17 protein-coding genes are annotated in these 19,495 nt (G+C 53.5%); 1 reads left to right on the top strand and 16 read right to left on the bottom strand.

The genetic code is table 11. The features are described 5' to 3' along the window. Positions 1-5 precede the first annotated feature (5 nt). The 16 genes from wcaJ to ACQ3G7_RS02540 form a co-directional block, all read right to left on the bottom strand. A complete protein-coding gene (gene wcaJ / locus ACQ3G7_RS02615) occupies positions 6-1,400 on the bottom strand; it encodes an undecaprenyl-phosphate glucose phosphotransferase (protein ID WP_430888721.1) in 1,395 nt (464 codons plus the stop codon). Between the two features lie 58 nt (positions 1,401-1,458). Continuing rightward, positions 1,459-2,829, bottom strand: a complete 1,371-nt coding sequence (cpsG, locus tag ACQ3G7_RS02610; RefSeq protein WP_430888895.1) for a colanic acid biosynthesis phosphomannomutase CpsG — start codon at positions 2,827-2,829, stop codon at positions 1,459-1,461. Positions 2,830-2,939: 110 nt separating this feature from the next. Beyond that, the gene (gene cpsB, locus ACQ3G7_RS02605) at positions 2,940-4,376 is read right to left on the bottom strand and encodes a mannose-1-phosphate guanyltransferase (protein ID WP_430888720.1); all 1,437 of its coding nucleotides are present in this window, start codon (positions 4,374-4,376) and stop codon (positions 2,940-2,942) included. Further along, positions 4,373-5,671, bottom strand: a complete 1,299-nt coding sequence (wcaI, locus tag ACQ3G7_RS02600; protein ID WP_430888719.1) for a colanic acid biosynthesis fucosyltransferase WcaI — start codon at positions 5,669-5,671, stop codon at positions 4,373-4,375. The genes cpsB and wcaI overlap by 4 nt, the downstream gene beginning before the upstream one ends. Continuing rightward, positions 5,668-6,141, bottom strand: a complete 474-nt coding sequence (locus ACQ3G7_RS02595; RefSeq protein WP_263100189.1) for a GDP-mannose mannosyl hydrolase — start codon at positions 6,139-6,141, stop codon at positions 5,668-5,670. The genes wcaI and ACQ3G7_RS02595 overlap by 4 nt, the downstream gene beginning before the upstream one ends. Positions 6,142-6,143: 2 nt before the next feature. Further along, on the bottom strand, positions 6,144-7,109 hold the full coding sequence (gene fcl, locus ACQ3G7_RS02590) for a GDP-L-fucose synthase (RefSeq protein WP_263100188.1): 966 nt from the start codon (positions 7,107-7,109) through the stop codon (positions 6,144-6,146). A gap of 2 nt (positions 7,110-7,111) precedes the next feature. Next, a complete protein-coding gene (gmd, locus tag ACQ3G7_RS02585) occupies positions 7,112-8,233 on the bottom strand; it encodes a GDP-mannose 4,6-dehydratase (protein WP_263100187.1) in 1,122 nt (373 codons plus the stop codon). Between the two features lie 25 nt (positions 8,234-8,258). Continuing rightward, positions 8,259-8,813 carry a colanic acid biosynthesis acetyltransferase WcaF gene (gene wcaF / locus ACQ3G7_RS02580; protein WP_263100186.1) on the bottom strand — a complete coding sequence of 185 codons (555 nt, stop codon included), beginning with the start codon at positions 8,811-8,813 and terminating at the stop codon, positions 8,259-8,261. A 22-nt stretch (positions 8,814-8,835) separates the two neighbouring features. Then, positions 8,836-9,582: a colanic acid biosynthesis glycosyltransferase WcaE gene (gene wcaE / locus ACQ3G7_RS02575; protein WP_263100868.1), complete on the bottom strand. Its 747-nt coding sequence runs from the start codon at positions 9,580-9,582 to the stop codon at positions 8,836-8,838. Positions 9,583-9,595: 13 nt separating this feature from the next. Further along, complete coding sequence (gene wcaD, locus ACQ3G7_RS02570; RefSeq protein ID WP_430888718.1) at positions 9,596-10,816, bottom strand: colanic acid polymerase WcaD; 1,221 nt, start codon at positions 10,814-10,816, stop codon at positions 9,596-9,598. After that, positions 10,791-12,008 (bottom strand): colanic acid biosynthesis glycosyltransferase WcaC, encoded by a 1,218-nt coding sequence (wcaC, locus tag ACQ3G7_RS02565; RefSeq protein ID WP_430888717.1) that lies wholly within the window; start codon positions 12,006-12,008, stop codon positions 10,791-10,793. The genes wcaD and wcaC overlap by 26 nt, the downstream gene beginning before the upstream one ends. Beyond that, a complete protein-coding gene (gene wcaB, locus ACQ3G7_RS02560; protein ID WP_263100184.1) occupies positions 12,005-12,496 on the bottom strand; it encodes a colanic acid biosynthesis acetyltransferase WcaB in 492 nt (163 codons plus the stop codon). The genes wcaC and wcaB overlap by 4 nt, the downstream gene beginning before the upstream one ends. Beyond that, the gene (wcaA, locus tag ACQ3G7_RS02555; protein WP_263100183.1) at positions 12,496-13,341 is read right to left on the bottom strand and encodes a colanic acid biosynthesis glycosyltransferase WcaA; all 846 of its coding nucleotides are present in this window, start codon (positions 13,339-13,341) and stop codon (positions 12,496-12,498) included. Before wcaA ends, wcaB begins: the two co-directional genes overlap by 1 nt. Positions 13,342-13,450: 109 nt before the next feature. Then, complete coding sequence (wzc, locus tag ACQ3G7_RS02550; RefSeq protein ID WP_430888716.1) at positions 13,451-15,619, bottom strand: tyrosine-protein kinase Wzc; 2,169 nt, start codon at positions 15,617-15,619, stop codon at positions 13,451-13,453. 2 nt (positions 15,620-15,621) lie between these two features. After that, positions 15,622-16,065 (bottom strand): low molecular weight protein-tyrosine-phosphatase Wzb, encoded by a 444-nt coding sequence (wzb, locus tag ACQ3G7_RS02545; protein ID WP_263100180.1) that lies wholly within the window; start codon positions 16,063-16,065, stop codon positions 15,622-15,624. A gap of 6 nt (positions 16,066-16,071) precedes the next feature. Next, positions 16,072-17,211, bottom strand: coding sequence for a polysaccharide export protein (locus ACQ3G7_RS02540; RefSeq protein ID WP_263100179.1), 1,140 nt, complete (start codon positions 17,209-17,211; stop codon positions 16,072-16,074). 691 nt (positions 17,212-17,902) lie between these two features. Here ACQ3G7_RS02540 and ACQ3G7_RS02535 point away from each other — a divergent pair. Next, positions 17,903-19,486: a TerC family protein gene (locus tag ACQ3G7_RS02535; RefSeq protein ID WP_430888715.1), complete on the top strand. Its 1,584-nt coding sequence runs from the start codon at positions 17,903-17,905 to the stop codon at positions 19,484-19,486. Positions 19,487-19,495: the final 9 nt, after the last annotated feature.

Here is a 19,495-nt window from a genome sequence, read left to right as displayed (position 1 = left end):
TTTCCTTAATACGCCGCTTTGTTCACAAAGCCTTTAAAGATGGTCAGAAAAACGATTTTGATATCGAACCACAAGCTCCATTCGCGAATGTACTCCAGGTCGAATTCAATACGTTTTTCCATTTTTTCCAGCGTGTCCGTCTCACCGCGCCAGCCATTAATCTGCGCCCAGCCGGTGATCCCCGGTTTCACTTTATGACGCAGCATGTAGCCTTCAATTAACGAACGGTATTGCTCGTTATGCGCAACCGCGTGCGGGCGAGGCCCGACAATGGACATACCGCCCGTCAGCACATTGATAAACTGCGGCAATTCATCCAGCGAAGTCCGGCGCAGGAAACTGCCGACGCGGGTCACACGCGGATCATTCTGCGTTGCCTGGGTCACGACTTTGTCGTTCTCCATCACCTTCATGGAGCGGAATTTCCACACCTTGATGGGTTTACCATCCATGCCGTAGCGCGTCTGGCGAAAGATAATCGGTCCCGGAGAGCTGAGTTTGACAGCAACAGAAATGCCCAACAGCACCGGGGAAATCAGCAGCAGAATCAAAGAGGAGAGCACAATATCTTCAATGCGTTTCAGGATGCGGTTAACGCCGGACAGCGGTGTGTCATACAGCGGCACCACCGGAACACCGTTGACCTCTTCAACCCGGGAATGCAGGATATTGAAGGTAAAGACATCCGGGATCAGGATGACGGAACAGGTTGTATCCGCCAGCTGGCGCACCAGATTCTTAATACAGGCGGCATCGTTCATCGACATCGCAATGTAGACGTTATGGATTTTGCCGGACTTGGCATCATCAACCAGTTGATCGAGGTTACCTGCCCAGCCGGTGGTAATGCAGCCCGGTTGCGGATCGTGGTAAACACCGACCACATCAAAACCCAGCCACGGCTCGTTACGAAACCCCTCCAGCAGCTCCTGCCCCATCGGCATATCCCCCGCCACCGCGACGCGGCGGGTGTTATAACCCAGGTTACGCAGCCAGCCCGCGCCAAAGCGGATCACCGCACGGCTCATCATTAACCCCATGCTGGTTAACAGGTACCAGGAGAGGTAAATTTTGAAGGTATTATCAAAATCATTGCTGAACGCCAGCAGCCCCGCGCTGAAAATCAGGCTCAGCGTCCAGTTCTGCAGTAACAACGTCAGTTCGGTCATGATTTTGACGCCCCGCCAGGAGCGATAAAAATCCGTCATTCCGCCAATCATCTGGAAGACGACCAGGGTAATCAGAGCCATCATGAGATGCATATAGAAAAACGGCAGCGCATTCACTTTGCACACTACCCAAAGTCCGCCGAACATAATGGTAATGTCGGAGAAGCGCTGCACGATAGAGATTAACGATGCATTCGTTTTGGCCCGGTCGCGCTTTTTTAGATTCGTCATCGTTGTACCTGCCTGTATGTTCACTCTCCCCGACCAAGGGGAGAGGAACGCCTGATATTTACTGATTCAACAGCGCCAGAATTTCCTGCGTTCGCGCTTCCATCAGCGGCACATCCTGGCGGGACTCCACGTTGAGGCGCACAACCGGTTCCGTATTGGATGAGCGCAGGTTAAAGCGCCAGTCCGGGAACGCGATGCTGATGCCGTCCGTGCGATCGATCTCCTGCGCCCCGGCCGTGAAGTGTTGCTCGACACGGGCGATCGCCGTTGCCGGATCGGCCAGTTTGCTGTTGATTTCGCCGCTTGCCGGGAACGCCACCATGCGGTCACTGACCAGTTCCGCCAGCGTTTTGCCTTTCAGACACAGCAGTTCCGTCACCAGCAGCCATGGGATCATGCCGCTGTCGCAATAGGCAAAGTCGCGGAAATAGTGGTGCGCGCTCATCTCGCCGCCGTAAATGGCGTCTTCTTCGCGCATGCGCTCTTTAATAAACGCGTGGCCGGTTTTCGACATCACCGGCGTGCCGCCCGCGCGGCTGACAACGTCGACGGTATTCCAGGAGAGACGCGGGTCATGAATGATCTTCGCCCCCGGGTGTTTTTCGAGGAACGCTTCCGCCAGCAGGCCAACAATGTAGTAGCCCTCAATAAACTGCCCTTCACCGTCGAACAGGAAGCAGCGGTCGAAATCGCCATCAAACGCGATACCCATATCCGCGTTGTGCTCAATCACCGCATTGCGGGTATCGGCGCGGCACTCCGGCAGCAGCGGGTTAGGAATACCGTGCGGGAAGGTGCCATCCGGTTCGTTATGCACTTTGACAAAGGTTACCGGCACGTTGAGCGCCTTAAAGCGTGCCTCAATGGCGTCGATCACCGGGCCTGCCGCGCCATTACCGGAGTTAATCACCAGTTTCAGCGGTTTCAGGTTGTTGGTATCGATATACCCCAGCAGATGGTCGATGTAGGCATTACGCAGGTTGATGTGTTTATAGCTGCCGCGTTTGTCCGGGTTGACCGGAGGGAAATCATTGGCTTCCGCCAGGCGCTGCACATCGCGCAGGCCGGTGTCGCCGCTGATCGGACGCGCACCCTTACGCACCAGCTTCATACCGTTGTAATCCATCGGATTATGGCTGGCCGTCACTTCAATGCCGCCATCCACGCCAAGATGGAAGGTCGCGAAATAGATCTCTTCGGTACCGGAAAGTCCGATATCCAGTACGTTTACTCCGGCGTCCTGCAGACCTTTCGCCAGCGCCATTTTCAACGCCTCGCTGGTCTGGCGCACATCACCGCCCAGCACAATGGTCTGCGGCTTCAGGTATTCACCGTAGGCGCGGCCAATACGCCATGCAATCTCTTCATTCAGTTCTTCGCCCAGCTTTCCACGGATATCGTAAGCTTTAAAACAGGTTAATTTTTCCATCATTACCTCTTCTTCAGGCAACAGTCAGCCTTGACCGCAAAATGGCCATATATAATTGATTAATAAAAAGCTTCAGTCCGGATAACGGCTTCGTTATCCGGCAACGGACATTAAATACGCCCGTAGCGATCCTTGAATCGCACAATGTCATCCTCTTCAAGGTACGAACCGGAGCGCACCTCAATCAGATCGAGCGGAATTTTTCCCGGGTTTTCCAGGCAATGGCGCGCGCCGAGCGGGATGTAAATCGACTCGTTCTCGCCTAATAATTTGACATCATCATCAATGGTGACTTTCGCCGTACCTGCCACAACCACCCAGTGTTCTGCGCGGTGATGGTGCATCTGTACGGACAGGCCCTCGCCAGGTTTGACGGTAATTCGTTTAACCTGGTAGCGATCGCCGGAATCGATAGAGTCGTATTTCCCCCACGGGCGATAGACTTCGCGGTGGATATGGTGTTCGTGGCGTCCATCTGCTTTGATTTTTTCCACCACTTTTTTCACATCCTGCACATGATTGCGGTCAGCAATCAGCACCGCGTCTTTGGTCTGCACCACCACCAAATCTTTTACGCCGACGGTCGTCACCAGTCCGGACTCCGCATAGACATAGCTATTCTCGGTGTCATGGCTGATAACGTCGCCGTGGTGGACGTTTCCCTCCGGCGTATGCTGGCTGATTTCCCACAGCGAAGACCAGGAGCCCACGTCACTCCAGCCTGCGTCCATCGGCACCACAACCGCATCGGCGGTTCTCTCCATCACCGCGTAGTCAATCGACTCTTCCGGGCAGGCAAGAAACGCCTCTTCATCGACACGGATAAAGTCCATATCCGGGTCGGCGGCTTCCATCGCCTTTTCGCATGCGGAAAGAATGTCCGGACGGTATTTTTTCAACTCTTCCAGGAACCGACCGGCGCGGAACAGGAACATGCCGCTATTCCAGTAATATTCACCAGTGGCCACATAGCCCTGCGCGGTTTCCAGGTTCGGTTTTTCCACGAACTGCGCCACGTTGAAGGCAACCGCATCCACTTTGCCTTCGCAGACCTCGCCACGGCGGATATAGCCATAACCGGTTTCCGGCATATCAGGCACAATCCCGAAGGTCACCAGTTTGCCGCTTTCTGCATAGGGAATCGCGTTGCGAACGGATGTCCGGAAAGCGTCTTCGTTCTGAATAACGTGGTCAGCAGCCAGCACCAGCATTAACGGGTCGGCATCCGGGTTATGACGCTTAACCGCCAGCGCCGCGAGAGCGATAGCCGGCGCCGTGTTGCGCCCCGCCGGTTCCAGGATGATGTTTTCGGTCAGCTTATGCAGCTGGCGCAGTTGCTCGGCAACGATAAAACGGTGCTGTTCATTACAAATCACCACCGGGCTTTCGCAATCCACCCCGTTCAGACGACTGACGGTGGTTTGCAGCATCGTAAGATCGCCCTTCAGGCACAGGAATTGTTTAGGGTAAAGCACGCGGGACAATGGCCACAGACGGCTACCGGAGCCTCCGGCCATCACTACCGGATACAGTTGCGTTTGACTCATGATTTATCCCCATTGCCGTCGAAATTCAGGCTGCCGTGCTGCGTGTGCGCATGCTCAGGCTGAGCGGAATTTTCCGGGCTGATATCAGCAATAAATTGGCGTAACACGTTCTCTTTCTCGAGCGTGCGTTCGGCATATTCACGTGCCACCGTGTTGTTTTTGGGCAGCGCTAACGCGCGTTCAATGCCCCAGGCCAGCGCATCCACCGATTCCGGCTCCACGCAGACCGCAATACCAGGCCGCGCCAGGCATAACTGGCCAAGTTCGGTACTCTCTTCTGCGGTGATCACCGCATTGCCGCCCACGGCCAGAATGTTGGTTAACTTCGACGGCAGTACCGCATCCGCCGCGCCGCGTTTCTGGATAACCAGATGGCAATCGCCCAGGCTTAACAGCGCGGGCAGCGCGTCGTACGGCTGTAACGGGAAAAATTTCACGTTGTCCAGACCGCGTTCGCTGACCATTTTTTCCAGTCGTGCTTTACCGCCGCCCTGCCCGACAATGACAAACAACCACGGATGACTTTGCAGGCGCGCAGCGGCTTCAATTACGTTTTCCAGCCCCTGCTTCTCACCGATGTTGCCGGAATAAAGAATGATTTTTTTGTCATCCGGCAGACCGAGGTGGCGGCGTAACTGCGCGATGCTTTCTGCGTCGACATCGCGAAAACGCGCCACTTCGGACCAGTTCGGGAAGAAAATGATCTTGTCCGCTGCCACTCCTTTCTCCCGTGCTTTGTTCATCATTGAGCGGGAGATGGTGGAGACGTTATCGACGTTATGCAGGCCGCTACGTTCAAAAGCCGTTGCCAGACGCGCGACGCGACCGCTCTTGCCTTTGCCCGCCATGCCTAAGCCGAGCATCGCGTCAACTTCATAATCCTGAATATGCAACAGCGTGCGTGCGCCCGACAGCTTCGCCAGCAGGCGCATGCCCGGTGTGCAAAACAGCGTGGGCACCACGCCAATAATGCGATCCGGTTTCCAGCTACGTTGCGCCATCAGCGGGAAGAAACTGCTCAGGGCAAAGCTGCCCAGGTGCAGCAACCGCTTTAAGGTCGAGGGCTGGCGGGGGACATACAGCGGGCAACGCCACACCGTGGCGGCCCCCTGCTCTTTTCGCCAGCGCCATGCGCTGTAGTGCTCGCCGACTTTCCACTCCGGATAGTACGGAGGTGCGGTGATCACGCGCACGTCATGGCCCTGACGGGCCATCCATTCCACCATTTCGCCGGTGTACTTACCGATCCCGGTCAGCTCCGGCGAATAGTTGATGCCATAGACCAGGATTTTCATAAGCCCGGAACTCCCTGCGCATCGAGGAAATAAGCGCGGCTGTTGTCGTGCACCAGCGGATCGGCAATCAGCGACTCCGGCGTCCCCCAGCGATAATCATTGTGCTGGTCCGTCGGCAGCGCGAGCGTCTCCTCGTCCACACGTAAACGGAAACCGAGCACAATGTAGTGGGTGGAAAACGCACTACCGGAGAAGTTATCGTCATAGAAGTGCTGCCAGACGCCGTAGAACTCACCTGCCGACATCGGCAGGCGCAGCCCCAGTTCCGCCTGGGTCAGGCGCTCGAAAGCCACCGCCAGCGGTTCATCCTTTTGCACGCGTCCGCCCGGCACAAACCAGTATCCCTGGGCCGGACGGTTAGTGCGTTTACCGAGTAAAAACTCGCCGCGTGAATTCTCCACGATCAAATCGATGGAAATCAGCGGGGTGGAACGCACCACCGTGGCAAAATCTTCATGACTCAAAAACATGCCTACCCCCGGAACCGGTGCTGGTTTTCAAGGAACCACTGGTAGGTGCTGGCAAGGCCGGCTTCCAGTGAGATCTCGTGATACCAGCCAAGCTGGTGCAGGCGTGTCACATCCAGCAACTTACGCGGCGTACCATCCGGTTTCGTGGCGTCAAACACCACGCGACCTTTGTAGCCCACCACGTTGGCCATGGTTTGCGCCAGTTCGCGGATCGTGCAATCCACCCCGGTGCCGACGTTAATGTGCGACAGCATCGGTTCGGTATTTTCCAGCCACACTTCTCTCGCCAGTTCCTGAACGTGAATGCTGGCCGCGGCCATGTCGTCCACATGCAGGAATTCGCGCATTGGCGTACCGCTGCCCCACACCACCACATCCGGCGCGTTCTCTTGCGTTGCTTCATGGAAGCGTCGCAGCAGCGCAGGGATCACGTGCGAGTTGCTCGGGTGGAAGTTATCGTGCGGCCCGTACAGGTTGGTCGGCATCACTGAGCGATAGTCACGGCCATATTGACGGTTGTAGGATTCGCACAGCTTGATGCCGGCAATCTTGGCAATCGCATACGGTTCATTGGTCGGCTCCAGCGTGCCTTGCAGCAGCTCGCTCTCCGCCATCGGTTGATGCGCCAGTTTCGGGTAGATACAGGACGAACCGAGGAACAACAGTTTGTTCACGTCATGCAGGTGTGCCGCATGAATGATGTTGCTCTCAATCATCATATTTTCGTAGATGAAGTCCGCCGGGTAGGTATTGTTCGCCACAATACCGCCCACCTTCGCTGCCGCCAGGTACACCTGATCAATGCGTTCATTTGCGAAAAACGCATGCACGGCGGCGGAATCCAACAGGTTCAGCTCCTCGCGGGAACGCAGGACCAGTTCAACATCCGCACGCTGTTCAAGCTGCCGAACGATGGCTGACCCCACCATCCCGCGATGGCCAGCCACAAAAATACGTTGTTTCGTCATGCTCAGGACTCCAGCGCGATGGCAACCTCGTAACCGTGGGCCTTAAGCAGTGAGTGTTTTTTCGCTGCTTCCAGATCTTTTGCGACCATCTCGGAGACCATTTCTTGCAGAGTTGTTTCCGGTTTCCAGCCCAGACGTTCATGCGCTTTGGTCGGATCACCCAGCAGGGTTTCCACTTCAGCAGGACGGAAGTAGCGTGGGTCAACGGCAATGATCACATCACCCGGTTTCACGCCCGGTGCATCATGACCCGTCACCGACACCACAATGCCTTTCTCTTCCACGCCGGTGCCTTCAAAACGCAGTTTGATACCCAGTTGCGCAGCCGCCATTTCCACGAACTGACGTACGGAGTACTGCACGCCGGTAGCAATCACGAAATCTTCCGGTTTGTCCTGTTGCAGCATCATCCACTGCATTTTCACGTAGTCTTTCGCATGGCCCCAGTCACGCAGCGAGTCCATGTTGCCGAGATACAGGCAGGATTCGAGGCCCTGTGCGATGTTAGCGATAGCGCGGGTGATTTTGCGGGTCACGAAGGTTTCACCACGGCGCGGAGACTCGTGGTTAAACAGAATGCCGTTACAGGCGTACATGCCATAAGATTCACGGTAGTTAACGGTGATCCAGTAGGCGTACAGTTTGGCCACCGCATACGGAGAACGCGGGTAGAACGGCGTGGTTTCTTTCTGCGGGATTTCCTGCACCAGACCATACAGCTCAGAGGTGGAGGCCTGGTAGAAACGGGTTTTCTTCTCAAGGCCCAGGAAGCGAATGGCTTCCAGCAGACGCAGCGTACCCATTGCATCCACATCGGCGGTGTATTCCGGAGATTCAAAGGATACCGCCACGTGGCTCATCGCCCCCAGGTTGTACACTTCATCCGGCTGAACCTCTTGCAGGATACGGGTCAGGTTTGACGTATCGGTCAGATCACCGTAATGCAGGTGGAACTTCGGATTGCAGGTATGCGGATCCTGGTAGATGTGATCCACACGTTCGGTATTGAATGAGGAGGCGCGACGCTTAATGCCGTGGACTTCATAGCCCTTTTCCAGAAGCAGTTCCGCCAGATAAGAACCATCTTGCCCGGTTACGCCGGTGATGAGAGCGACTTTAGACATAATTTATTTTCCTCAATGTTCCCTGTTAGGGAGTTACCTTTTCAACGCGTTCGCGCGTCACCACTGCGGGATTGCCACGGCAAATCACATTTGCCGGTAGCGATTTAAAAACACTGCTGCGCGCACCGACCACCGTTCCGTCGCCGATGGTGACGCCAGGCGCGACAAACACATCCGTCGCCAGCCAGCACTTTTCACCAATCACGATAGGCGTCGCGTTAATGTCAAAATGCGCGCTCGTATAATCGTGACTGCCGGTGCACAAATAACATTTCTGTGAAACAACGGAATTTGCGCCGATAGAAATATCACCCAGCGTGTATAACACTGCGTCATCTCCTACCCAGCTGTAATCGCCTAACGTTAATTTCCATGGGTAGGTGATCCTGACCGAAGGGCGAATAACTACCCCTTTTCCTACCTTTGCGCCAAACAGACGCAATAAGAAGGCACGCCAGCGATACAGCACCTGCGGGGACCACGCGAATAATGTCGCCTGAACAGCCCACCACAGTTGAACCTTAATAGCATTGCCGCCCCGAAAGCCTTTTGGCACGGAGAATCCTTGTAAATCCTGCATCTGTTTTCCTTATATTTGAGCGCTATGCTTTGTTATATAAGGCCTTTGCTTTGCCGGTTGTTCGCAAGCGCAACATATATGACAATTGCGCCCAAAAACCCGGCACTCGCAATATTGTGCGCTGAACCTTGCGAGCATCCTGACATAATTCAAGGTTATTCGATGTGGATACGCCGCCCATTGAAAATTCAGACACCAGACCTTTCAAACGCTTAAACGGAAAACCCGCTTTAAACATTCTGGCTGCTAATGCGTAATCGGAAGAGACTTTAAATTGCAGATCGTAGGGGTATGTTTTCAGACCATTTACCGGGAAAAATATCGCCTGATGGCTGGCTGGCAAACTGTGGTAAATATACCAGCCATGTTTTGCGCTACGACGTATTTTGGTGCCATCGCCGAAATCCAGCATCGCATCGCCAATATACATCGCATGGTCTGTTTCCTCATCCAGCTGGCGAACAACATCCACAATTTCTTCATGGAAGATATCGCCGGAATTAAGGAATAACGCAAAGCGGCCCGTGGCCATATCGATGCCTTTGTTCATCGCATCGTAAATGCCTTTGTCACGCTCGCTAATGTAACGTAAGTTGTACTGACCGTTGAGATTTTTCAGAAATTCCGCAGTGCCATCCTGCGAGCCGCCATCAACGACAATCCATTCGAACTCGATATCCTGCGCTTTCGCCAGATGGGCCAGAGACTGCCAGGTCTTCACCACACCTTCATGATTGCGAAATGCAACAGTAATAACAGTTAGCAGCATTTGACCCACCTCTTTATGTTTTCACTATATTCAGCGCTTTACGCAGAATAAACGGACAAACAATTAAAAACGCATATTCCGGGCTAAAAATTGACCCCGTAAAAAACAACGATATCGGTGTAAACAGGTAAAGCTGTACACGAAAATTCTGATTATTGCCGAAGGCGCTGATCATCATTTTCCCAACTTTAAACAGGTACCACCCGGTTAGTATTACTGCGAACCATGAAAAATAAATGATCAGCAGATACAACCCATTGTCTATTGTTTTCCCGACGTCTGCACCGTTAAAGATTCCGAATGATGCGACATATTCATAAAGTGAGCCGAATCTTACTACCCCGTCGATATTGGTCAGCGAATATCCTACCATCACAAGCGGACCGATAATGCGGTAATAAGATGAAGAGCCTTCCGTTCCTAAATCACCGACACGCGTCGCGATATATGGAAAAGCAAACACAATCCCGACGATAAAGACTGCCAATGAAATAATTGCCAACGGTAACTTTTTTCGGATCGCTTCTTTGTTCAAATACTGGAAAGCCCATTCCAGCAGGTAAAACATGATAAATGTCATTACCCCTGAGAACGATCCCGAAAGTACTATCCCTGCCAAAATCATAGCATCGGTCTTCGGAGTTTTGATACCGAACTGTTTGATGCTGAGCCAAATTGAGATTAATGCCAGAGCGAAGAACGCAGGCTCGAAATATAGCGCCGTGGTTCGCTTACCGCCAAATTTGATAAAATTCAGCACGTAACTGTTGCTGTAGATGAGGTATTTCGAAATCACCTCCATCAGACTGCTGCCGCCGGTCAGGATAATCTGCGCCATTTCCAGCGCCGCCAGCATCACCACCAGCGCCACCACCGCATAGAAAAAGCGCAAAATCTTGCGGTAGTTATGCGGTGAAACGGTTTTGAAGCGGATGCTCCACACCATACCGATAATGATCACGATGTAGACAAACAGCATCGTTGAAGTCACGTATTTGCTGGCATCCAGCGACTTGCCGAAGACGTAGTTAAAGAGCGTTAATGCCGCACCGATGCTTAACGCAATCATCAACTTTTTCAGGTTGATGCGCTCAACGTAGAGCAACAGCAGTACCGGCAGAAACGTCACGATGGTCACCGGAAAGCTCTCCCCCAGGGAGACGATCTTGACGTTGACCAGCAGGTAAATCAGCGGTAGCAGGAGGTAACTACAGACCTTGATAGAATGAGACATACTCCTCCAGCATCTGTTGTCCACTGTATGCCTGACGGCTACGTGCGCGGAACGTCTCCAGGCTTTCGCCAAACACGGCCTGCGCAATCTCTGCTTTATGGCACTGCACCAGCGGCAGCACCGCGTCTTCGCTGAACGTCTGACCGCCCGATTTCTGCAACACTTCGCGAGCAGCATCGCTGTGGGTGGCAATCACCGGTACGCCGATAGAGAGCGCTTCACACAGAATCAGCGGATAGTTATCCACCCGTGATGTGAACAGCAACGCATCCATCTGATTGAGTTCACTCATCAGTTTGCGTTTATCCGTCAAAAAACCGTGGTTAACCACATTTGACGCCTCAAACGGCGAAAACTTGCCGAACGTGTGCAGCTCCACGCGGGCGTCCAGCGCCATGATGTCGCGCACCAGTTGCTGGTTGGTTTTGCCGTCATACCGCAAATCATGGGCCACAACGGCGATTTTCGGTTTCCCCTGCGTGACAGTCACCGGCGACAGCTCCGACAAAATCGCCTCGGTCGCGACATCAATCCCGTTATTGATAATGCGGCAACGTCCCGCGCCGTAGAGGCTATTAAAGGCATCCGCCACATGCTGGCTGGGGGAAATAAACTGGCAGCCCAGCGCCAGCATGTCGTTGAAAAGCTGACGCTTACCCGACACCAGCTGATGCGCACGGTCCACTTTGACTGGCGGATAATTGGCCAGGCTTGGGCATTTTTTGCACTGATCTTTCCAGCCTTCGCAGCCATCGGTAAAGGCGCAGCGCCCGGTGACGCTCCAGTGATCGTGCAACGTCCAGACAAAGGTGACGTCCGGTTTGTGGGCTTTCACCTTCTGACAAAAGGTCACGACCTCTTCCAGATTCAGCCAGTAGCTGTGCATCACATGAAAATGGAGCACCACCGGCCCTTCACTGCGGGTCACCGTGCGGTAGAGATTATTCAGATTGCCGAAAACATCACGATTAAACAGACGGAATAACGCCAGGTTAGCGATCGATGTCAGACGCGGCGTCTGTTTATACACCTGCTGATAGTCGTCGTGGCTGACGCTTTTTTTGCCGCCTTTGCCATAGCCATAAATAAAGCGAGACTGCATGCCTTTACGCAGTGCGCGCTGGTGCAGATCCAGCGCCACACCGGCAGCGCCGCCTTCAGCGAGGCGCACGTTAAACTGTAAAATATTCATTTAATTACCTTCACACGCGCCTTCTCACCCACCACCAACGCATTGTCCGGTACGCTGTCGAGCACCACGCTACCCGCGCCGATGGTGACATGGTTGCCAATGGTAATGTCGCCGATGATCACCACGTTTGCGCCCAGTTCAACGCCGTTGCCAATCACCGGGCAGGCCAGACTCTCTGCGCCGCGATTACCGATGGTGACACCGTGGCGAATCGTGAAATCGTCACCGGCGATGGTGTTTTTATTGATCACCACCGCGTAGCCATGATGAATGGTGAAACGGCGGCCGATGGTGGCTGCGGCCTGTATCTCGTAGCCGAACAGGCATTCGGTGACAAAGCGGTACAGCAGCAACACCGGGGCGGCCCACAGGTTGTTAATGACATGCTTTTTGCGCCAGACGGAGCAAAAGTGGGCGATGCGATAAGCCGCAACCATGCAGCATGGACGTAAGCTCCAGTGATTAGCGCGAAAGTCTTCCAGTCGCATTATTTCCCCCGCAGCCCGTCAGCCAGGCGCTTGCCATTACGCAGGGAAAACAGCGTTAACAACGTACGCCAGTTCATGCGCTTATTGCGGATCTGGTACAGGGTAAACAACTGGTACTTTTTACTGGCGCGGTCGAACTTGGCCTTATGCTTGCGATAAAAGTGGAAATAACCGGAAAATTTCTTTGGCGATGAGGTGATCTGCATTTCGCCGTGGTTAATGTGCAGGATCTGCGTGGCCTCTTCGATTTTCGCCGGTTCGCCGTACTCTTCCACCATGCGCAGAAAAATATCGTAATCCTGAGCGGCCTTCAGTTGCGTATCGAACAGGCTCTCTTTAAAGCGCCATGCCCAGGTAAACACCTGATTCCCGACAATATTGCGCTTGTAAAACAGCTTGCGGGAAAACGGCGATTTCGGGTACAGCGGCAGGCTGGTTGGCTGCGCGTACACTTCGCCCTGGCAGACATAATCATTGGCGTATAAAAACGCGCGCGTGTTGAGCAGATCTTTATGCGCCAGAAACACGGACAGACGATTTGGCGTCCACTCGTCGTCATCGTCAATGCCGGTGATGTACTGCCCTTTCGCCTGCAAAATCGCCTGGTTACGCACCGCGCACGCGCCGGAATTAAATGCGTTGCGCGTGTAGCTCACGCGCGGGTCGCCCAGTTCCTCGACAAATTGTTGCAGTTGCCCGAAGGTCGTGGAGCAATCATCAACAATGATCATTTCCCAGTGCGGATAATCCTGACGCAGCACCGATTTAATGGCGCGGATCGCCAGCTGCTGCCGGTTCCAGGTTGGCATATAAATGGAAATTAACGGGTTTGCTGTTGTGCTCATGATGCGATCCCTAATACGTTCAACATGCCGCTTGTGCCCTCACTCCCGCCCTCCCCTTCTTAGTTCAGGGGGAGGGCGGAGCGCATTGAGGGTAGAGGTGAGGGTCTTGTTATTTCGAATCGGATTTGTATTCGTACTCGTAGTAACCGTAATCCTGGTAGCCGGTTGCACGGCGGAAAATCGAGTTCAGGATCACGCCTTTCACTTCAATACCGTTCTGTTCGAAACGGCTCAAACTGGTCTGGATCTCTTTCAGCGTATTCACTGCATAGCGGGCAACCATCAGCGTGGTGCCGGCATGGCGGCCTACCACGGCGGCGTCCGTTACCGCGAGGATCGGCGGTGTATCGATCAGCACCAGGTCATACTGGCTGCTGGCCCATTGCAGCAGTTGTGAAAAACGCTCGCTCATCAACAGTTCTGACGGGTTCGGCGGGATCTGCCCGCGCGGCACGAGGTCAAAGTTGCTGATGGAGGTCGGTTTCGCACAGTTCTCCAGCGGCCCTTTCCCGGCCAGGACATCAGACAGACCATTAATGTTGTCGGTCCCCAGCAGCTCGTGCGTATACCCCTTACGCATATCGCAGTCGATCAGCAGTACGCGTTTATTGGTTTGGCTTATCACCGCGGCAAGGTTGGCGCAGACGAACGTTTTACCGATTGACGGGCTGACCCCGGTCATCATCAGCACATTGTTTTTCGCCTGCATCATGGCGAAGTGAAGACTGGTGCGCAGGCTGCGTATCGCTTCAATGGCCAGATCCGTAGGGTTACCCACCGCCAGCAGCTGACTCTGTTTGTAACGCTTACTGCCTTTCGCGGTTTTGGCGCTATCCCGTGCTTTTTGCCACTCCGACAGCGGAATGCTGGCATACACATTCATGCCATGCTCTTCCAGAATCTGCGGGCTTTCGATGCCACGGTTGAACAGTGAGCGCAGCAGTACAGCGACAATCGACACAATCAGGCCGAGGATGATGCTGCCAAGAATGATCAGCACTTTCTTCGGTTTCAGTACGCCCGGCTGTGTAATCGCCGGGTCCACGATGCGCACATCACCTACGGTGCTTGCTTCCGTGATCTTCAGCTCCTGTTGCTTGTTCAGCAGTTGCATATACACTTGCTGCCCGGATTCCACATCACGGGTCAAACGGACAATTTCCTGCTGCGTTTTCGGCATCGCCGTCACGCGGGTATTCAGTTTCGCTTTCTCGGTTTCCAGCACATGGCGTTTTTCCAGCAACGTGCGGTACGCCGGGTGAGCCCTGGTATAGAGTTTGGAGATTTCCGCTTCTTTAAAGGTCAACTCGTTCAACTGAGCGTCAATGTTAACCATCGAGTCGAGAACGGATTTTGCTTCCAGCGGCAGGTCAACAGAGTCCTGTTGCTGGCGATAGGCGTTGAGTTTGTTTTCCGCAATGTCCAGGTTCTGGCGCACTTCAGGTAACTGCTTGTCGAGGAAAACCAGGCTCTTCGCGGCTTCTTCCGACTTGCGCTCCACATTCTGCGCCAGGTAATTACGGGTGATGCTGTCGAGAATGGCGCGAATTTGATCGCGATCTTCCCCGGTAAAACTCAGGCTCAATACGCCCGTGTCCTTGCCGGTTTCCGTTACCGTCAGGTTGTTTTGCAGATTGTTGATCATCCCCAGCGTGGAGAATTTGGTCACGGTAAATTCGCTGTCGGTGGAGGCCTGGATTGCGCCCACCATCATGGTGACGCCCTCTTTACTCAACAACTGCCCCACTTCACCGCGAGCCTCAAAACCGCTGTCGTTGGTTAACAGGTACTGTTTCGGGCCGAGCACCTTCACCGTCCAGGTATCGTCATTCTTCCCTTTCGGTAAGGTAAAGGTGGTGACTTTTACCGTTTCATTCTGACGTCCCATCAGACGGTCCCAACCGGCGCCAAACAGTGGAAAGGTATTTTTGACCACTGAAATGTCGAGATCGAGATCGTCAACGGTTTTGCCCAGCACCATGCGTGACTGGATCAACTGAATTTCCGCTTCCGACGCGGGCGGTTTGTTCGACAGTGCGCTGTTCAGGTCCTGAACCAGCGAACTGCCGGTGTTCTGCTCGATTTGCACCAGCGAATCGGCGCTGTAAATAGGCGTCGCAAACAGGCAATACACGACGGCGATAAGCGCAAACACGGCCGTGATGCCAAGTACCCACCAGCGAGCTTCAACGATGGTGCCGAACAAACGGCCAATATCGATTTCGTCATTGCCCACCACCGGGGCGGCATGGTGCGAATGGTGTGTTTTCTCTGTCATTGTTATCCCTGCTGAGCTTGCAATGCCTGCGCCCAATGGCGGGCAGACTGATCAAGTAAGGTGTAAACGGCTTCAAAGGCCTCACGGCTTTTGCGAAACGGATCGGGAATCTCCCGTTCGTTATCCCAGTGGCCAAACAGCATGACTTTTCCACGCATTTCCGGGGCAATCTCGCACAGCGAGGCAATGTGGCGTTTTTCCATGACCAGAATCAGGTCGTATTGACGGCACATTCTTCCTGAAACCTGCCGCGCGCTATGCCCCTCCAGAGAAAGTTGATTGTCCGCCGCCACACTCACGGCGTTGGCATCGGCGCTGCGTCCTACCAGCGCCCCCAGACCCGCCGACTCCACCCGTAATGCGGGTTGGTATTTTTTCAGCAGCCGCTCTGCCGTCGGGGAACGGCAAATGTTCCCCACGCATACCACCAGAATTTTATTAAACATTGCGCATCACCATTTATGGATGGTGCTGGCCGAATCGGTCATGTAGCGAAGGCCACTGATTGTCGGCAGCAACTGGGAGATAAGACGATTCCAGCGCGCCACCGGAGCTGTTGTGACGTACACCACGTCATATGGCTGGAGTCTGAAATTCGTCGCCATCACCAGTGAAGTGGCATCCGACATATCCAGCTGGTAAATGTTGGCAATCTTGCCACCGCGACCGTTTTCGCTGGTCAGCGGACGGATCACGAACACACCACTGGCGTTGGAGGTCGTCAGATCGATACCTTCGGCCTGGCCCAGCGCTTCGGTCAGCGTCATGCCGCTGAAGTCCATTTTGAGGGTGCTCTGTTTTTTCACTTCACCCATCACGAACACTTTCAGGTCGTCATTACGCGGAACGAAAAGAATGTCACCCGGGTAGAGCAACCGGTTCTGACTCAAATCACCGTTTTGCATCAGTGCCTGCAGCGAAATGCGCTGCTCTTTCCCCTGGTGGGTCAGGATGACGTTGCGCCAGTCGGCGTTATCGGTCAGACCGCCTGCCGCGTTGACAGCATCGAGCACGGTAAGCGGTACGTTGGTGATCGCCTGTTGACCGGATTTGCCAACCTGGCCCGAGATATAGGCTTTTTGCGAGCGGAATGCGGCGATATTAACGTCCACCTGCGGGTCAGCAATGTACTGCGCTAAACGGCTGGTAATATCACTACGGATCTCGCTAAGCGTTTTGCCAACCACCTGCACGCGACCCACATAGGGGTAAAACATGGTGCCATCGGGCTGAACCCAGTTACCGGCATCGCTGGAGCTGCGGTACTGACCGGCCGGGGTCGTCAATTCCGGGTGATCCCAAACGGTGACATTCAGTACATCTCCTGGTCCTACACGATACTGGTAGGCGGCAATTTCCTGGTCCAGCGACATATTCGGCTGAGCGACATTCGGACGCGGGCGCAATTGTTCAATCAGACGCGGCGTCAATGGATAAACGTTCACCATACGGTCTAAATCAAAGTCTGCATCCTGCTGTTTTATCACATCCTTTCCCATCGTAGACATATTGCTACCGGGAAAAATTGTGCAGCCACTCATCAAGCTTATGGACACCAATAATGGCATCAATTTCGTTTTAGATTTCATCATTGATTAATTATCACTTTGGCAGAGTAATTATCCTGTGCGATTTATATAAGCGCTCAAGCTGTACACAGATTCAGAATGCAGTTAATCGCGAAGAAATATAACTGGCATCAGTCCTAAAAAGAGCTTATTCAACCACATGCGATTACAGAATAATCTGCACAGGTTGACGACTGTCGGGCACGCTACCGCCCTTGGCTTTCAGTAACCAAACCACTGATTCAACGCTAAGTTCTTGCCAGACATCCTTTTTATCCTCTTCTGACGACGACATGAGACAGGTCAGATAAAATACTGTGGGTGGTGTTTTCAGCACTGATAAACAATGCTGAAAATAACAGCGCTGGTATATTTAATGATGCACGGAGAATTGTTGCAGCTAAGCGAATAGCAGGCAAGGTAGCATCCTGTGATAAACATCTTTTTAAGAATAATATTAAGGGCAAAGTTTTCAGCTTTTAGGATTTTACGTATATTGACAAGCAAAGAATCCCGAACTACTTGTGCGAAATATCCTAATTCCTTTATTTTTCTCTAATGATTAATCACAATAACAATAAGGAAATAGAATTAAAATATATTCCAGCTCGCCGTTAAAATAAGATAAATCGCAGGCTGGCATTGCATTTTGCGCCAGCTTTATCCATGATCGCGCTGTGACAATTGTCATATCACTGAAGGTGTTACGTTAACGATGGAATGGATTGCCGATCCGTCAATATGGGCCGGACTGGTTACGCTGGTCGTAATCGAACTGGTTCTGGGTATTGATAACCTGGTTTTTATTGCAATTCTTGCGGAAAAATTACCTCCGGCGCAGCGCGATCGCGCCCGTGTCACCGGCCTGATACTCGCCATGCTGATGCGCCTGCTGTTGCTGGCCTCTATTTCGTGGCTGGTCACGCTAACCAATCCGCTGTTTACCGTCCGGGATTTAAGCTTCAGCGCCCGTGACCTGATTATGCTGGTCGGCGGCTTATTCCTGCTATTTAAAGCCACGGTAGAACTGAATGAACGGCTGGAAGGGAAAGACAGCGACAACCCTACGCAGCGTCGCGGGGCGAAATTCTGGGCTGTCGTGATACAGATAGTGGTGCTGGACGCCGTCTTCTCACTTGACTCAGTGATCACCGCCGTAGGTATGGTTGATCATCTGGCAGTGATGATGGCTGCGGTGGTTATTGCCATTTCGTTGATGCTGCTTGCCAGTAAATCCCTCACCCGCTTTGTCAATAGTCACCCGACCATTGTCATTCTCTGTTTAAGCTTCCTGCTGATGATTGGTTTTAGCCTGGTGGCGGACGGCTTCGGCTTCCATATTCCCAAAGGTTACCTGTACGCGGCAATTGGCTTCTCGGTGATGATTGAAGCGCTTAACCAGTTGGCCATCTTTAACCGTCGTCGTTTCTTGTTTGCTAATCAGACATTGCGTCAACGCACCACCGAAACCGTGATGCGCCTGTTAAGCGGTCGCAAAGAGGATGCAGAGCTGGACGCTGACACGGCCTCGATGCTGCGCGACAACGATGACAGTCAAATTTTTAACCCGCAAGAGCGGCGCATGATTGAGCGGGTGCTGAATCTTAACCAGCGTACCGTCAGCAGTATCATGACCTCCCGTCACGATATTGAGCATATCGATCTGCGCGCGCCGAAGGCGGAGATCCGCGCCCTGCTGGATAAAAATCAGCACACCCGCGTGGTGGTGACCGGCGGTGAAGATCAGGATGACCTGCTGGGCGTGGTGCACGTGATTGACCTGTTGCAGCAATCCCTGCGCGGCGAACCGCTGGATCTGAAAGCGCTGATACGCCAGCCGTTGGTGTTCCCGGAAGCGCTGCCGCTATTGCAGGCACTGGAGCAGTTCCGCAATGCGCGTACGCACTTTGCGTTCGTGGTGGATGAGTTTGGCTCAGTCGAAGGCATTGTCACTCTTAGCGACGTGATGGAAACCATCGCCGGTAATCTGCCCAACGAAGTGGAAGAGATCGATGCCCGGCATGATATTCAGAAAAACAGCGACGGAAGCTGGACCGCCAACGGCCATATGCCGCTGGAAGATCTGGTGCAGTATGTTCCCCTGCCCCTCGACGAGAAGCGTGAATACCACACCATTGCCGGCCTGCTGATGGAGTATCTGCAACGTGTGCCGAAGCCCGGCGAAGAGGTTCAGGTCGGCGACTTCCTGCTTAAAACACTGGAAGTTGAAAGCCACCGCGTGCAGAAAGTGCAGCTTATTCCACTGCAAAACGAAGACGATCTCGACTACGAGGTCTGACGCGCCGGG

The sequence above is a fragment of the Kosakonia sp. N21 genome, from assembly GCF_050587465.1.
Taxonomy (GTDB): domain Bacteria; phylum Pseudomonadota; class Gammaproteobacteria; order Enterobacterales; family Enterobacteriaceae.
Note: the sequence above shows the minus strand (reverse complement) of the source record. Positions and strands in the feature narration are given on the sequence as shown.

Bases quoted from the DNA above. Each gene is read 5' to 3' on its own strand.
- wcaJ (WP_430888721.1), bottom strand. From the start codon at position 1,400: ATGACGAATCTAAAAAAGCGCGACCGGGCCAAAACGAATGCATCGTTA.
- cpsG (WP_430888895.1), bottom strand. From the start codon at position 2,829: ATGGAAAAATTAACCTGTTTTAAAGCTTACGATATCCGTGGAAAGCTG.
- cpsB (WP_430888720.1), bottom strand. From the start codon at position 4,376: ATGAGTCAAACGCAACTGTATCCGGTAGTGATGGCCGGAGGCTCCGGT.
- wcaI (WP_430888719.1), bottom strand. From the start codon at position 5,671: ATGAAAATCCTGGTCTATGGCATCAACTATTCGCCGGAGCTGACCGGG.
- ACQ3G7_RS02595 (WP_263100189.1), bottom strand. From the start codon at position 6,141: ATGTTTTTGAGTCATGAAGATTTTGCCACGGTGGTGCGTTCCACCCCG.
- fcl (WP_263100188.1), bottom strand. From the start codon at position 7,109: ATGACGAAACAACGTATTTTTGTGGCTGGCCATCGCGGGATGGTGGGG.
- gmd (WP_263100187.1), bottom strand. From the start codon at position 8,233: ATGTCTAAAGTCGCTCTCATCACCGGCGTAACCGGGCAAGATGGTTCT.
- wcaF (WP_263100186.1), bottom strand. From the start codon at position 8,813: ATGCAGGATTTACAAGGATTCTCCGTGCCAAAAGGCTTTCGGGGCGGC.
- wcaE (WP_263100868.1), bottom strand. From the start codon at position 9,582: ATGCTGCTAACTGTTATTACTGTTGCATTTCGCAATCATGAAGGTGTG.
- wcaD (WP_430888718.1), bottom strand. From the start codon at position 10,816: ATGTCTCATTCTATCAAGGTCTGTAGTTACCTCCTGCTACCGCTGATT.
- wcaC (WP_430888717.1), bottom strand. From the start codon at position 12,008: ATGAATATTTTACAGTTTAACGTGCGCCTCGCTGAAGGCGGCGCTGCC.
- wcaB (WP_263100184.1), bottom strand. From the start codon at position 12,496: ATGCGACTGGAAGACTTTCGCGCTAATCACTGGAGCTTACGTCCATGC.
- wcaA (WP_263100183.1), bottom strand. From the start codon at position 13,341: ATGAGCACAACAGCAAACCCGTTAATTTCCATTTATATGCCAACCTGG.
- wzc (WP_430888716.1), bottom strand. From the start codon at position 15,619: ATGACAGAGAAAACACACCATTCGCACCATGCCGCCCCGGTGGTGGGC.
- wzb (WP_263100180.1), bottom strand. From the start codon at position 16,065: ATGTTTAATAAAATTCTGGTGGTATGCGTGGGGAACATTTGCCGTTCC.
- ACQ3G7_RS02540 (WP_263100179.1), bottom strand. From the start codon at position 17,211: ATGATGAAATCTAAAACGAAATTGATGCCATTATTGGTGTCCATAAGC.
- ACQ3G7_RS02535 (WP_430888715.1), top strand. From the start codon at position 17,903: ATGGAATGGATTGCCGATCCGTCAATATGGGCCGGACTGGTTACGCTG.